This is a genomic window from Halorubrum sp. LN27, from assembly GCF_016635065.1.
GTDB lineage: Archaea > Halobacteriota > Halobacteria > Halobacteriales > Haloferacaceae > Halorubrum > Halorubrum salipaludis.
In genome coordinates this window covers 2,640,514-2,654,976 of record NZ_JAEPET010000001.1, presented here as the reverse complement: position 1 = coordinate 2,654,976, position 14,463 = coordinate 2,640,514, and the positions used below count along the sequence as shown (strand labels likewise).

The 14,463-nt window shown below is 70.1% G+C and carries 12 protein-coding genes; 6 read left to right on the top strand and 6 right to left on the bottom strand.

Going from position 1 to position 14,463, the window contains the following annotated elements; all coding sequences use genetic code 11:
* Positions 1 to 415 precede the first annotated feature (415 nt).
* From JIN95_RS13045 to JIN95_RS13035, 3 genes are all read right to left on the bottom strand, one after another.
* Positions 416 to 2,332 (bottom strand): rhomboid family intramembrane serine protease, encoded by a 1,917-nt coding sequence (locus JIN95_RS13045; protein ID WP_200531762.1) that lies wholly within the window; start codon positions 2,330 to 2,332, stop codon positions 416 to 418.
* An 80-nt stretch (positions 2,333 to 2,412) separates the two neighbouring features.
* Complete coding sequence (locus tag JIN95_RS13040) at positions 2,413 to 2,691, bottom strand: UPF0058 family protein (protein WP_008849824.1); 279 nt, start codon at positions 2,689 to 2,691, stop codon at positions 2,413 to 2,415.
* A gap of 241 nt (positions 2,692 to 2,932) precedes the next feature.
* Positions 2,933 to 3,148 carry a surface glycoprotein precursor gene (locus tag JIN95_RS13035; protein ID WP_004045951.1) on the bottom strand — a complete coding sequence of 72 codons (216 nt, stop codon included), beginning with the start codon at positions 3,146 to 3,148 and terminating at the stop codon, positions 2,933 to 2,935.
* Between the two features lie 234 nt (positions 3,149 to 3,382).
* On the opposite strand from JIN95_RS13035, the gene JIN95_RS13030 reads away from it, so the two are divergent.
* Positions 3,383 to 4,021 carry a sulfite oxidase-like oxidoreductase gene (locus tag JIN95_RS13030; protein ID WP_200531761.1) on the top strand — a complete coding sequence of 213 codons (639 nt, stop codon included), beginning with the start codon at positions 3,383 to 3,385 and terminating at the stop codon, positions 4,019 to 4,021.
* A 74-nt stretch (positions 4,022 to 4,095) separates the two neighbouring features.
* On the top strand, positions 4,096 to 5,448 hold the full coding sequence (locus tag JIN95_RS13025) for an isochorismate synthase (protein WP_200531760.1): 1,353 nt from the start codon (positions 4,096 to 4,098) through the stop codon (positions 5,446 to 5,448).
* A 33-nt stretch (positions 5,449 to 5,481) separates the two neighbouring features.
* Here JIN95_RS13025 and JIN95_RS13020 read toward each other — a convergent pair whose 3' ends face one another.
* The gene (locus tag JIN95_RS13020; RefSeq protein ID WP_200531759.1) at positions 5,482 to 6,222 is read right to left on the bottom strand and encodes a PAC2 family protein; all 741 of its coding nucleotides are present in this window, start codon (positions 6,220 to 6,222) and stop codon (positions 5,482 to 5,484) included.
* A gap of 107 nt (positions 6,223 to 6,329) precedes the next feature.
* Here JIN95_RS13020 and JIN95_RS13015 point away from each other — a divergent pair, with 107 nt between their 5' ends.
* Both JIN95_RS13015 and JIN95_RS13010 read left to right on the top strand, forming a co-directional pair.
* A complete protein-coding gene (locus JIN95_RS13015; RefSeq protein WP_200531758.1) occupies positions 6,330 to 7,271 on the top strand; it encodes an RsmB/NOP family class I SAM-dependent RNA methyltransferase in 942 nt (313 codons plus the stop codon).
* Positions 7,268 to 7,828 (top strand): hypothetical protein, encoded by a 561-nt coding sequence (locus JIN95_RS13010; protein WP_095635854.1) that lies wholly within the window; start codon positions 7,268 to 7,270, stop codon positions 7,826 to 7,828. The genes JIN95_RS13015 and JIN95_RS13010 overlap by 4 nt, the downstream gene beginning before the upstream one ends.
* A gap of 20 nt (positions 7,829 to 7,848) precedes the next feature.
* On the opposite strand, the gene JIN95_RS13005 is transcribed toward JIN95_RS13010, so the two are convergent.
* Positions 7,849 to 9,366 (bottom strand): DUF790 family protein, encoded by a 1,518-nt coding sequence (locus JIN95_RS13005; protein WP_200531757.1) that lies wholly within the window; start codon positions 9,364 to 9,366, stop codon positions 7,849 to 7,851.
* A gap of 85 nt (positions 9,367 to 9,451) precedes the next feature.
* A complete protein-coding gene (gene thiC, locus JIN95_RS13000; RefSeq protein ID WP_200531756.1) occupies positions 9,452 to 10,894 on the bottom strand; it encodes a phosphomethylpyrimidine synthase ThiC in 1,443 nt (480 codons plus the stop codon).
* A 117-nt stretch (positions 10,895 to 11,011) separates the two neighbouring features.
* Here thiC and JIN95_RS12995 point away from each other — a divergent pair, with 117 nt between their 5' ends.
* Positions 11,012 to 12,751: a tRNA uridine(34) 5-carboxymethylaminomethyl modification radical SAM/GNAT enzyme Elp3 gene (locus JIN95_RS12995; RefSeq protein ID WP_200531755.1), complete on the top strand. Its 1,740-nt coding sequence runs from the start codon at positions 11,012 to 11,014 to the stop codon at positions 12,749 to 12,751.
* Positions 12,752 to 12,971: 220 nt separating this feature from the next.
* Positions 12,972 to 14,405 carry a S8 family serine peptidase gene (locus JIN95_RS12990; protein WP_233138730.1) on the top strand — a complete coding sequence of 478 codons (1,434 nt, stop codon included), beginning with the start codon at positions 12,972 to 12,974 and terminating at the stop codon, positions 14,403 to 14,405.
* Positions 14,406 to 14,463 lie beyond the last annotated feature (58 nt).

Here is a 14,463-nt window from a genome sequence, read left to right as displayed (position 1 = left end):
ATGTCGTCAGAACGCAAAGCGTTCTGACTGCTAGCCAGAAATCTGCGATTTCTGGCGATGACGAAACGGCTCCGCCGTTTCGAACCACGCGCCTCACTCGGTCGCTACCCCTCCCTCGTTGCGGTGCTTGTGTCGCCTGCGCCGCCCGCAGCGACTGCCCCTTTGAGTCCCACCCACACCGCAACCGCGCCTCACGCCTCCCCAGCCTCGTCGGCCGGCGGCGAAGCCGCCGGCGACGCCACCGCGCGGTTCTTTATAAGTTCCCATCGCCGTTGCTCACAGCCGTTTAAATACTGTCTCGCCGCTATCGATCTGCAAGACCCATTCCCGCTGTCGATCGAGAGGTGGTCTTCGGCCGCCAACGGTTTCCGAAGTACACATCCGCCGAACGGGAGGTCGACAGGGCGGTCTCGACCTATCGCCGGCCCTCGTACTCCTCCCGCGCCGCGATCCGCACCCGGGTCTCCCCGCGCTCCGCGAACACCGCGTCGTCCTCGCGGACGAACGTGACGCCCCGCAGGGTCACCGACTCGTTCGCCGCCGGGAGCGCGGCGCTCTCGGTCTCGCCCTCACCGTCGACGCGCAGCTCGAACCCGCCCTCGACGGCGGCCACGGTGACGTTCCGTCCGTCGATCCGCGGTTCGGCCCGGGCCGGCTCGCTCGTGAACAGCGTCGAGCGCGTCTCGTTTCGCACCGCGTCGACCCGGTAGGTCGCCCCGCCGTTCGCCGCCACCCAGCCGGTGCGCTGGACCCAGACGGTCTCGCGCCACCCCGTCCCGCCCACGTCGACCGCGCGGTACCCCCAGAAGGCGAGATTCCCCTTCGAGACCGCCGTGGTCCAGATCTCCCGGTCGGCGTTCGCCACGATCACCCCGGAGGTGTTGACGCTCGTCGACCGGCCGAACGCCTCCACGTCGACGACGCTCACCACCCGGTCCTCGACGTTCTCGGCGTACGTCACCTGATACCCCTCGACCTCGATCGGGTCGCCCGGGAGCTCGTCGTCGTCGACGGCGACGAGGTTCGGGCCGATCCCCGGTCCGGCCACGACCGCGAGCGCCGAGACGAGCAGCAGCAGGCCGACGGCCGCGGGCGTCGCGGACCGGATCGCCCCCCGGACGGTCTCCGGGTCCGGCACGGCCAGATCCGGACGGAGCGGCTCGTCGCGGCCGGCGACCGCGAGCGCGACGATCGCCGCGAGGACCGCCAGCAAGCCGACCCCGACGGCGCGGTACATCTCGTACCGCTCGTTCCCGAGGTACCAGTAGACGGCCCAGAGCCGGCGGGACGCCCCGAACAGCATTACCGCGCCGAACGCGACCAGCGCGGTCGTCCTCGCCCGCGGGTCGAGCCCCGCGGTCCGCGAATCCTCCGTGGTCCGCGTGCCCGCTGCTGACCGCGCACCCTCCGCGGTCCGCGAACCCTCCGCCCGCCGGCGTCGCCGTCGGACGAGCCACACCGCGGCGAGGATCCCGCCGATCAGCCCAATCGCGTGCCCCTGTATCGCGATGTTCGCCCAGCTCGGGGGGCCGTACGACCCACTCGCCTCGGAGACGACGACCGGATTCCGGAGCGCCTCGTACGCCACGTTCACTAGCGTCGCCCCCGTGAGCGCGGCGATCGTCGTGATCGGGTAGAACACGAGCGCGAACCCCCACAGCGCGAACACCACCCCCGAGAAGCCGATCACCGGCCCGAGCGCGAACAACGACGAGAGGACGGCGAACGACAGCATCGCACCCGGAACGACGACGAACGCGCGGACGAGGGGGTTCGAAGCGAGGGATTCGAATGTGAGTGACTTCCGGATCGACCGCCGGGACGGAAGCAATCGCCGGGGTGACACGGACGAGAGGACGGCGGGAAGCGACCCCACCGGCGGCAACGAGCGAATCGACGGCAGCGCCGACCGCAGCGTTCCGGCCCGGTCGTCGACCTCCCGACCGCCGGGGAAGTGGCCGTACGCGTACTCGGCGAGGGCGCCGGCGACGAGCGTCGACAGGAGGTTCCCGGTGATGTGTCCCCGGCCGGAGTGGGCGAGCCCGGACCAGAGCATCCCCTCCGGGTAGAAGTACGACCACGAGCGGAACGGGATCACCACGGGGCGGCCCGGGTTCTCCAGCCCGCTCTGCACGAACAGGTACACCGCGACGACCGCGGCGACCGCGACGAGCGTCCCCCACGGGACGCCGAGGAGGAACCGGGACCGCAGCGCTCGGGTCCACGCGCCGCTCGGCCTGTCGGTCCGATATACGACCGCGAGCGCGACGGCGACGAGGAGCCCGCCGGCGGCGAGGTGGGCGGTGTCCGACGAGAGCGCCTCCGCGACCATGTGGGTGAGGGGGCGGCCGGGCGCTTAAGGGTTCTCGCGGGGACGGCCCCCTCGCGGGGCGGCTTCGTCGGGGCGGCGGCTCAGATCTTGCTTTCGGCGTCGTCCGCGAGCTCCTCCATCCGCTTGCCGACGCGACCGGCGGGGGAGAACTCGTCTTCGCTCATCGCGTTCGCGAGGGCGTTGCCGAGCACGAACACGGCGTGTTTGTGCTCGCTCTTCGATTTGTGGACGTGGGAGGGGTCGACGTCGAGCTCGTCGTACGGGTCGAAAAGCGAACCGTCGACGGTCTCGTGGCTGCGGAAGTGCTCCATGATCGTCACCATCTGCTCGTGGAGTTCGAGGAGCTCGTCTTTGTGCATGTCCCTTGATACGGGCCGTACGCCCTTTAAGCGTTGTTGAGGGGTATACGCACGGTTCTGGAGCGTTTCGACTCGCGGCCCGCGCCGATCCGGGACGAACCGGGGACGGCGCGGGGTCGAACCTGGAACTGGGAGGGAAGGGAACCGAGACCCGCCCGAAGCGAGCCGGAACACGGGGAGAGAATCGGTGCCGGTCGAAGCGCTCGGACCCGGTCGAGGCGAAGCCGAGCGGATCGCGCTCTCAGAAGACGTACTCGTCCTCGTGGCCCATCATGCCCTCGTCTTCGAACCCGCTGGAGTCCTCGTCGTCTCGCGGACCGCTCGTCTTGAACGCCTTTATCCCCGTCGACAGGAGCTCTTCGACCGCCTCCTCGCGGTTGAGGAACTCCCCCTGCTCGACCATCTGAGCGATCTGCATCTCCAGATGCTCCGGCACGGTTATCTCTACTTGTGGCATTTCCTGCCCGGGAGTAATGGGAATGGGTATATAAATGTGGCGTCGATGCTACGGCTATTAGAAACCGATTTCGGGCGTTATCATAACTCTATTTTCTCCTTTCGAATCTACCTTTCCAAAATCGAAATTCGTGATTTATTTCCAATACTTATTCGGGGCGATCTCTCGACTGTCCTCGTCGCCCGCCGTCGCGAGAGCGACATTCATAGGTGACGCCGGCACCTACGGTCGATCATGACCGAAGCCGGCGCATCCGACGCCGACGCCGCGAACGCCGACGCGATCGAGGACCTCACCGACCTCTACCGCCAGTACGGGGACGAGCGGCTCCCGCCGGGACAGCGCGAGACCGACCGCTTCCCGGTACTCTCGAAGAGCGGGACGCCCTCGTGGGACCCCGAGACGTTCGAGTTCGAGGTCTGGGGCGCCGTCGAGGAGCCGCTCGCCTACTCGCTCGCCGAGTTCCGCGACCTCCCCGCGGTGACCCAGCGACAGGACTTCCACTGCGTCACCGGCTGGAGCAAATTCGACTGCGCGTTCACCGGCGTCGAGTTCGGCGAGATCGTCGACCGCGCGGGCGTGCGCGACGACGCCGACCACGTCATGTTCCACGCGCTCGACGGCTACACGACGAACCTCTCGCTGGCGGAGTGCACCCGCGAGGGCGTGCTGTTCGCGTACGGGTTCGACGGCGGCGACCTCCCCGCCGACCACGGCGGCCCGATCCGTGTTGTCACGCCGCACAAGTACGCGTACAAGGGGTCGAAATGGGTCACCGGCGTCGAGTTCCTCACGGAGAAGGAGCTCGGCTACTGGGAGAAGCGCGGGTACAGCGACACCGCGAACCCGTGGAACGAGGAGCGGTACAGCTGAGCCTCGCGGGAGCGTTCCGCTGCCGGTCCCCGGGATAGTCAGGATAAAGGGTCCGCGGACCCGATCCAACGTCAATGGAACGGGTGCGATCGTCCCCGGCGCCGCCCCTCGTTAGCCGCACGACCGGGATCGACGCGCCCGCCTTCGCGGCCGCGTTCGACGCCCTCCCGGCGCCGCGGATGACGTGGAACGCTCCCGACGACGCGCTCGTGCTCGCCAGCGGCGCGGCCGCGACGCTGACCGCGGAGGGGCCGGACCGCTTCGCCGAGATCCGGGCCGGCGCCGACGAGCTGTTCGACTCCGGCGACGTCCACGCCGGGACCGAGGCCGCCCGCCCGCGCCTGTTCGGCGGGTTCGCCTTCCACGAGGGGGGCTGCGACGGCGACCCGTGGGAGCCGTTCCCCGAGGCGCGGTTCGTGCTCCCGCGCGTGCAGGTCACGTTCGCGGACAACGGCGCGTGGCTCACGGTGAACGCGGTCGGCGCCGAGGCCGACCCCGACGCGGTCGAAGCCCGACTCGCCGCGGAGCGCGACCGGCTCGCGGGACTCGGGGAGGCGTCGGATGTCTCGGCGGCGGACCGCCCGCCGCGCCCCGGGATCGCGGCGACCCGCCGGACGACGAGCCGCGAGGCGTGGCGCGAGAGCGTCGAGGCCGCGGTCGACCGGATCCGGGGCGGCGACCTCCGGAAGGTGGTGCTCGCGCAGGCGCTGGAGGCCGACCTCGCCGCGGCGTTCCCGCGGGCGGCGACGCTCGACCGGCTCGCGGAGAAGTACCCGGACTGCCACCGCTACTACTTCGAGCCCGACGCCGGCGGGAGCGCCTTCTTCGGCGCGACGCCGGAGCGGCTGGTCGCGCTGCGCGGCCGGACCGTCGAGACCGACGCGCTCGCGGGGACGACCGGTCGGGGGGAGACGCCGGCCGAGGACGAGTGGCTCGCGCAAGAGCTGCTCGACGACGATAAGAACGTCCACGAACACGAGCTCGTCGCCGACACCGTCCGCGAGCAGCTGGAGCCGTTCGCGGCCTCTATCTCTCCGGGCGAACGTCGCGTCCGGCGGCTCGCCACGGTCCAGCACCTCCACACGCCGATTACGGCCGAGCTGAGCGCGGACCGCCACGTCCTCGAGCTCGTCGAGGCGCTCCACCCGACCCCCGCGGTCGGGGGGCTTCCGCCCGACCGCGCGCTCGAGACGATCCACGACACGGAGCCGTTCGACCGCGGCTGGTACGCCGCGCCGGTCGGCTGGATCGACGCCGCCGGCAACGGCGCGTTCGCGGTCGCGATCCGCTCCGCGGTGGCGACCCCTCGCCGCGCGACCCTCTTCGCCGGCGTGGGGCTCGTCGCCGACTCGGACCCCGATCTCGAGTGGGACGAGGTCCAGCTCAAGTACCGCCCGATCCTCGACGAGCTGGAAGACGAGGGCTGACGGGTCGCCTCCGGTCGAAGTCCGGGCCGGCCCTCACTGGAACATCTTCAGCGGTTCCGCCTGCGAGCTCTCTTCGGTCGCCTCCTGCATCCGCTTCGCGAACGCCCGCTTCGCGTCCCGGATCTCGGTCGCCTGATCGACGAGCCCCTCGGTGGGCGTCTCCGTCCCGGCGATCGGGTCGATGCCGTCGAGGATGAGGACCCGCGCCGCTTCCGGGTCGGGGAACTGCGGATCGGACTCGACGACGAGCCCCACCGCGTCGCGGCCGCGCTCCAGCGACTCCGCGAGCATGGCGCCGGTCGGCCCGGAGACGAGCCCCGACTCCGGCGGCTCGTCGACCTCGGCGCGGGAGAGCGCGTCGCCGCCGTTCCCGGTCGCGACGCCGTACAGGTCGGGCGGCGACTCGTCCTTCTCGCGGCCGAGCCCGGAGAGGAACACGGGGAACGCGTCGGTCTCCGCGAACCACGTGTCGAGACAGCCGGCGACCTCGGTCGCGGCGCCGGGGTTCACCGGCACGTCGCTCCGGAGCGCGACGAGGTCTCGTTCGGGGTCGGCGTACAGCCGCACCGGCGTCGTCAGCGAGGTCTCCGACTCCTGGTAGACGGCCACCCGCGGGAGCCCGTCGCAGTGGACGTTCGCGTAGTGGACCATGTCGTGGGCCTCGATCAGGTGGTCCGTCGCGATCTTGCCGACGAGCCCGATGCCCGGGAACCCCTCGACCAGGGTCGGCTCGTCCAGCGACACCTCGTCGTCGAGCACGGATATGCGCGCCATGCGCTCGCGTACTCCCGCCGCCGACCTAAAGGTGAGCCGCGAGGGCGGGAGTCTGGCGGCCGACCCCGTCCCGAAACCGACTAACCGTCCGGCGCGCAAGGGGTGCCATGAATCCGTTAGAGCGGTACGAGCCGCTCGTCGACGACGCGGCGGCGTTCCGCGCGGCCTGCGACCGGCCGCTGCCGTCGGTCGTCCGCGTGAACGAGATGGCGGCCTCGCCGGCCCGCGTCCGCGAGGCCTTCGACGACGAAGGCGTGTCCTACGAGCCCGTCGACTGGCACGACGGCCTCTTTCGACTCCCGGACGGGAACCCCGGCGGGAACTGGCCGTACGTCCACGGCTGGACGCACGGGCAGGAGGAGGTCTCCGTCTTGCCGGGGCTCGCGCTCGACCCGCAGCCCGGCGAGCGGGTGTGGGACGCCTGCGCTGCCCCCGGCAGCAAGACCACCCAGATCGCCGACGCGATGGACGACGAGGGGACCGTCGTCGCCAACGACAACAACCTCGGGCGGCTCTCCGCGCTCCGGCACAACGCCGAGCGGCTCGGGATCACGAACGCGATCGTCACGAACCAGGACGCGCGCAACTTCTCGACGAAGCCGCTCGCGTTCGACGAGTTCGACCGCGCCCTCGTCGACGCCCCCTGCTCGTGTGAGGGCACCTGCCGCAAGAACCCGGACGTGGTCGACCAGTGGACGCTCGACCACGTCCACGCGGTCGCCGGGATCCAGAAGGGGATCCTGGCGCGAGCCGTGCAGGCGACCCGCCCCGGCGGGACCGTCGTCTACTCCACCTGCACGTTCGCACCCGAGGAGAACGAGGCGGTGCTCGACCACGTCTTGGCGGCCGAGGACTGCGAGGTCGTCGAGTTCGAGCTCCCGCTCGACACGGTCCCCGGCGTCACGGAGTGGGAGGGCGAGACCTACGACGAGTCGGTGACGCGCGCGCACCGCGTCTACCCGCATCACAACGACACGGGCGGGTTCTTCTGCGCGAAGCTCCGCGTGGGGGGAGACGAGGCGGTCGACGCCGAGGGGGTGGCCGCGTGACCGACGGCGCCGACACCGCCGGCGACGCGGACGACCCGTCCGCGACCAACGACGGCCAGCGCTTCGACCGGCTCCCGGAGACGCCCGCCGACCGCGAGGTCGACGGGCGCGCGAGCCGGCGGGAGGTGCTCGACTGGTGGGAGGAGCGGTTCGGGGTCGAACCGAGCGTCTTCGAGGGGTACAGCTTCTGGGAGAAGGGCGCGGGGAAGGTCTGGATCTTCAACGGCGAGGCGACGGACCCGAGCCGGGTCGAGGCGATCGGGATGACGTTCCTCCGCACGCGACAGGAGCACTGGAAGCCGACGAGCCGGGCTGTCACCCGGTTCGGACACCACGCGACGGAGAACGTGATCGAGCTGGATCCGGAGCAGGCTGTCACCTTCATGGCCGGCGACGACCAGGACCTCCCCGAGTGGGACGGCGACTGGGGGTACCTGATCGCGACCCACGAGGTCGCCGGCGAGTCGGCGCCGATCGGGGTCGGGCTGTACCTCTACGACGAGCTCCGCTCGGTGGTGCCGAAGGGGAGCCGGGCGGACCTGCCGGTCGTGGAGTAGGCGCTCGGTCGGACCGCCGACTACTCTCCTTTCTCCCGCAGCGTCCCGCCGCCGAGCCCCTCCCACTCCACCCGGAACCCGAGCCGCGAGAGCGCGGCGCTCGCGTCGTCGATGCCGTGCTCGTCGAGGAGCGCCTCGGCCGCCGAGAGCGACATCCCCGCCTCCAGCTCCTCGCCTGCCGCCTCCAACACGGCGGGGCGGACGAGGGTCCGCCCGACCAGTTCGTGGTCCGGGAACGACTTCTCCCCGACCGCCTCGACGCTCACGCCGTGCGCGTCGGCGAGCGCGTCGAGCCCGATCGCGTCCGCGTCCGGCGAGAGCGAGTCGGGGAGGGCGGCGGCGGCGTCGGCGACGAACTCGGCCTCGTACTCGCGGAGCACGTCGACGATTTCTTTCACGCGGACGGTCCCGGAGTAGGTGACGACGCGGTGGTCTCGCGCCGCGATCTCCTCGCCGACGCCGAGGCTCTCGTCGACCGCCACGAGGAGGTCCACGTCCTCCACGTCGGCGAGCTGAGAGAGCTTCTTCTCGACGTATGCGGGGGTCCAAAAGCCCATCACCTCGAAGAACAGCCGGAAGTCGGCGTGGTCGTAGTCGAACGCGAAGTCGGGGATCATCACCCGCGTGCCGGTTTCGAGCGGCTCAGCCTCGCGCACGAGCGTCCAGTCGAGGTCGAGGCCGCGGAAGCGCGCCGCGAAGTCGGCCTCGACCCCGCTGTCGAAGTCGGGCTCCGCGACCGGCTCCACGTCGGGCACCGTCACGTCGCCGTCGGAGAGCCGCATGGTGCGCTCGCGCCCGCGGTCGTCGATCGTCGCCTCCAGGTTCCACTCCGCCGACTCCGCGACGGTCCGGAGCAGGCGCGCGAAGGCGGTCCCGTACCGACGGGTTCGCGAGAACAGCGCGTCCGGGCCGGTGACGACCAGCTCGCGTCCCTCAGGGGTCTTCTCCACCTCGTACATCAGTCGGAGCCGCTTCACGGCCGAGACGAGCCGCTTCGGGTCGTTCGACCGCACCCGGACCTCGGTGGCGTCGAAGAGCGCGGTCTGGGCCAAAGAGAGGTCGTACTGCTCCAAGAGCGAGTCGGGGTCCCACCGCACGTCGGCGTCGACGAGGACCTCGTTGACGTCGCGGTCGGCGTACAGCGAGTCCTCGACGTCCGCGGAGTCGATCCCGAGCGCGGCGGCGGCGCGGTCGACCGCCTCGTCGCGCTCCGCCTCGCTCGCGACGCCCACCGCCTCCCCGGCCTCGAACGCGGCCCGCCGGACGCGGCGCGGAGGGACCGGCGCCCGCGTCTCGAAGGCGCACTCGCGCTCGACGAGCGCCGCGAGCCCGCGGACGAGCTTGAAGTCGCCGCCGGCGTCGGCCGCGTCGGCCTCCAGCGCCGCCAGCGCGTCGTCGAGGTCGCCGCGCCGCTCCCCGACGTGGGACTCGAAGGCCCCGAGCACCCGCGCCGCGAGCGGGCGGTGCTCGCGGGTCGCGAAGCGCGGGCGGTAGCCGCCGCCGGCCCGCGAGACGCGCAGGAGGTCTTTTCGTAGCACGCTCTCGCGGTACGGTCCGGGCGACCTAAAACGGGCGGATCCGGTACAGCGCCTCCGGCGACCGGGGGCCGACACCCGGGCGGGATCAGTCGTCGGCGTGCGGCGTCTCCGGCGTGAACGTGACGCCGCCGATCTCGATCTCGTCCGGAACGCCGCTGGCGTCGTGCGTGCCGACCGGCGGCAGGTTTACCGCCGCGGCGTCGGACGCGTCGAGGTCCGTGTCGCCGTCGATGGAGGCCATCTCCCCGTCCGCGTCCCGCGCGTCCTGATCGATGCGCATCGAGCAGAACTCCGCGCCGCACATCGAGCAGAACCGGGCCTCCTTGTAGTTGTCTCCGGGCAGCGTCTGGTCGTGGTAGGCCCGCGCACGCTCCGGGTCGAGCGCGAGGTCGAACTGCCGTTCCCAGTCGAACTCGTAGCGCGCCTCCGAGAGGGCGTCGTCCCAGTCGCGCGCCCCCGGAAGCCCGTTTGCCACGTCGGCGGCGTGGGCCGCGATCCGGTACGCCGCGAGCCCGTCCCGCACGTCCTCCGCGTTGGGGAGTCCCAGGTGCTCCTTCGGCGTGACGTAGCAGAGCATCGCCGCGCCCGCCCGCGCCGCCTCGGTCGCGCCGATCGCGCTCGTGATGTGGTCGTATCCGGGAGCGACGTCGGTCACGAGGGGGCCGAGCACGTAGAACGGCGCGCCGTCGCACACCGCCTGCTGCCGCTCGACGTTGTCGCCGATCTCGTCCATCGGGACGTGGCCCGGCCCCTCGACCATCACCTGCACCCCGTGATCCCACGCGACGCGGGTGAGCTCGCCGAGGGTCTCCAGCTCGGCGAACTGCGCCTCGTCGCTCGCGTCGGCGAGACAACCGGGACGGAGGCCGTCCCCGAGCGACACCGTCACGTCGTGCTCCGCGAAGATCTCGCAGATCTCCTCGAACTCCGCGTACAGGGGGTTCTGCATCCCGTTCTCCTCGATCCACTGGGCGAGGATCGAGCCGCCGCGCGAGACGATCCCGGTCTTGCGACCGTCCGTCAGCGGCAGGTGTTCCATCAGCACCCCCGCGTGGATCGTCATGTAATCGACGCCCTGCTCGGCCTGCTTCTCGATCACGTCGAGCAGCAGCTCGTGAGTGATGTCGGCGGGATCGTCGGCCCGCTTCACCGCCTCGTATATCGGGACCGTCCCGACCGGAACCGGCGAGTACGCGACGTTCGCCGCGCGGGTCTCGTCTAAGCGCTCGCCCGTCGAGAGGTCCATGACGGTGTCGGCGCCGTAGTGGACGGCGGCGTGCAGCTTCCGCAGCTCCGCGTCGAGGTCGCTTGTCGTCTCGCTGTTGCCGATGTTGGCGTTGACCTTCGTCGAGAACTCCCTGCCGATGATCATCGGGTCGAGCGAGTCGTGAGCGTGATTGTTCGGGATCACCGCCTGTCCGCCGGCGACCTGCTCACGAACGAACTCCGGGTCGCGCTCCTCGCGCTCCGCCACGCGCTCCATCGCGGGCGTGATCTCCCCGTCTCGGGCACGCTGGATCTGGGTCATCGTTGTGATTACTTTGTTATACCACTAGTTAATATACCCTCGGATCGCCGGGTCGCCGTCTCCGATCGGGGCGCGGGTGCGACACGCTTAACCCCGAAACGCGTCGATCGACGGGTAATGAGTACAGACGCGGCAGGCGACGCGGCCGCCGGAGAGGAGTCCGGCGGCGAGGAGGGCTCCGGCGACGAGCCCGAGGCGTTCGTCCGGACCTGCGAGCACCTCGTCGACCGGATCCTCGCGGGCGAGATCGACCGCGACGATCTCGAGTCCGCCAAGCTCGACGCCTGCTCGGAGTTCGGCTCCCCGAAGGTCCCGAAGAACACCGAGATCTTAGATCACGCGCCCCCGGAGGCCCGCGACGACGTGATCGAGGTCGTCCGGCGGAAGCCGGTCCGGACCGCCTCCGGCGTCTCGCCGGTCGCGATCATGACCTCACCGAAGCTGTGCCCCCACGGGAAGTGCCTCTACTGTCCCGGCGGACCGGCCTCGGAGTTCTCCTCGGCGCAGTCGTACACGGGCCACGAGCCCGCCGCGGCCCGGGGCGAGCAGAACGACTACGACCCGTACGGACAGGTCACCCTCCGGCTCGAACAGCTCCGGAAGATCGGTCACCCGGTCGACAAGGTGGAGCTCATCCTGATGGGCGGGACGATGACCGCGCGCTCGCACGACTACCAGGAGTGGTTCGTGAAGCGCGCCTTGCAGGCGATGAACGACTACGACCTCGACAAGGAGCCCGAGCCCGCCGAGGAGGAGTCCTTTGCGCCGGCCCCCGAGGAGACCGAGTTCGAGTACTTAGCGGACGTGATCGCGGAGAACGAGACGAACGAGATCCGCAACATCGGCACGACCTTCGAGACGAAGCCGGACTGGTGTGACCCCGAGCAGATCGACCGCATGCTCGATCTGGGCGGGACGAAGGTCGAGGTCGGCGTCCAGACCACCTACGAGCGGATCAACCGCGAGATGCACCGGGGCCACGGCAACGAGGCCTCTCGCAACGCCAACCGTCGCCTGCGCGACGCCGCGTTCAAGGTCGGCTTCCACATGATGCCGGGCCAGCCGGGGATGACCCGCGAGATGTGTATCGAGGACTTCCGGCAGATCTTCGAGAACCCCGACTGGCGGCCGGACTACCTGAAGATCTACCCGACCCTCGTCGTCGAGGGGACCCGGATATACGACCGATGGCGCCGCGACGACTTCGAGCCCCTCTCGAACGAGGAGGCGGCCGACGTGGTCGCCGAGGCGATGGACCACATCCCGAAGTACACCCGGCTCCAGCGCGTCCAGCGCGACATCCCGGCCGACTTCATCGAGGGCGGCGTCTGGAAGTCGAACCTCCGGCAGCTCGCCGACCAGCGGGCCGAGGAGAAGGGGATCACCCAGCGCGACATCCGCGCCCGCGAGGTGGGCCACAACGACGCCGATCCGGACCCCGACGACGTGGAGCTCGACGTGATGACCTACGAGGCCGGGAGCGGGACGGAGCACTTCATCTCCTTCGAGGACCCCGTCCGCGACTTACTCGTCGGCTTTTGTCGCCTACGGTTCCCCTCCTTCGCGCCCGGCCAGCCCGGCGCGCCCGGCACCGAGGACGACGCGATCCGGCGCGAACTGGAGGACGCCGCGCTGATCCGCGAACTGCACGTGTACGGCAGCGAGGTCGCCATCGGCGGCGACGGCGACTGGCAGCATCAGGGGTACGGGACGAAGCTCCTCGAGCACGCGGAGGAGCTGGCCCGCGACGCCGGCTACCGCAAGCTGGCGATCATCTCGGGGATCGGCGCCCGCGAGTACTACCGCAACAAGCTCGGCTACCACCAGGACGGGCCGTACGTGTCGAAGCGGCTCTGATCGGAAGACTCAGACGGTGGAGACGAGGAAGCGCCACGAACGCTTTTTGCGGGTCTCGTGATCGGGCCGACCGAAATCGTTGGCTCGATCTGTCTCGCGATCGATCGGGCCCCCTCGGGTTATGCAGAGAAACACGACCTCGATTTTATCGGATTTAAGTAAGATTTTTTAACCAACTATTCGCGTTTATTGACACCATCTCACATAGTGGATGGCGATCATGAACTTCGACAGACGCTCCCTCTTAAAAGGTATCGGTGCGGCAGGCGTAGCTCCGGCGTTCTCGGGACTGGCGTCCGCCGAAGGCGACGGGGATCCGGCGGCGGATCGGTTCCTCATCGACTTACGGGAGGTGGACCGGGCCGACGTACCGGGCGAGGTCGAAATCGTCCACGACATCTCCGATATCGATCTGTTGGCGGCACGGGGCGATCCCGAGTCGGTTCCGGGTGTCGACTCGACGGCGCCGGACGTCGCCGTCTACCAGGACGACGCGGGATCCGTCCCGGAGAACGCGGGGCCGGCGGCGGAGGTCGATAAGGGGGCCGACAACAGTGGCAGTCCGGGATGGGACGACGGACTGTCTAACAACGAGCTTCAGTGGGACAAGCGCGCCCAGCGGGTTGGAGAGCTCTCCGATCGGCCTGGTAACCAGCGAACGGTCCACGACACGACCACGGGCGAGGGCGCTCGCGTCGCCGTGATCGACAGCGGCGTGTCGGACGCTCACCCCGATCTCGCAGACGTGGTGAACGAGGAGCTCTCCGAGAACTTCACGACCGACGAGTACGACTTCCGCCCGAACGGGGCGGGCGACCACGGCACCCACGTCGCGGGAACCGTCGCGGGGACGAACGCGAGCGGCGACGGGGTGCTCGGCACCGCGCCGGACGCGGAGATCGTCTCTCTCCGAGTGTTCTCGGGCGTGGAAGGGGCGAGCGGCGACGTCATCGCGGCGATCGTCGCGGCCGCGAACAGGGGCTGTGACGCCGCAAATCTGAGCCTCGGCTACCCGGTCCCCTTCGTCGATCCCGAGGAGTACCCGTTCCTGTTGGATATTAAGGAGGCCTACGAGCGAGCCGCCGCGTACGCCCGCGAGCAGGGCACCCTCGTGATCAACTCCGCAGGCAACGACGGCATCGACATGGACGCCGAGGGCGTTTTGAGCCTTCCGACGGAGGCGGAGGGGGTCTTCGGCGTCTCCGCGACCGGCCCCATCGGCTTCCTCTGGGACGACCGGCAGCAGCGCGAAGACCTCGCGCTGAAGCGGCTCGCGGACCCGACTTCCTCGCCCGCCTTCTACACGAACTACGGCAGCGCGGTCGACGTGAGCGCGGCCGGGGGAGATGTCGACCTCGAGGCGCTCAACGAGGGCGACAAACCGGCGTACTACGACCTCGTGCTCTCCACGGTCGTGTCCCCGGACGGCGAGGGCGGCGTCGAGCCCGGATACGGGTGGAAGGCCGGCACGTCAATGGCGGCACCGCAGGTGGCGGGCGCCGTCGCGCTCGTGCGGTCGCTTCGGCCGGACGCAAGCGCCGCGGAAGTCGAGTCGCTGATCCGCGAGACGGCGTCGGAGGGCGAGCCCGGCGGCGAGCCGTTCCACGGCGCCGGCCACCTCGACCTGCGACGGCTCGTGAAGGCGGCCCGGTAGGGGCCGACCGGCTCGCGATCGTATTTGCGGGGCTCGCGGCGCGGCTCGCCGCCGTAAC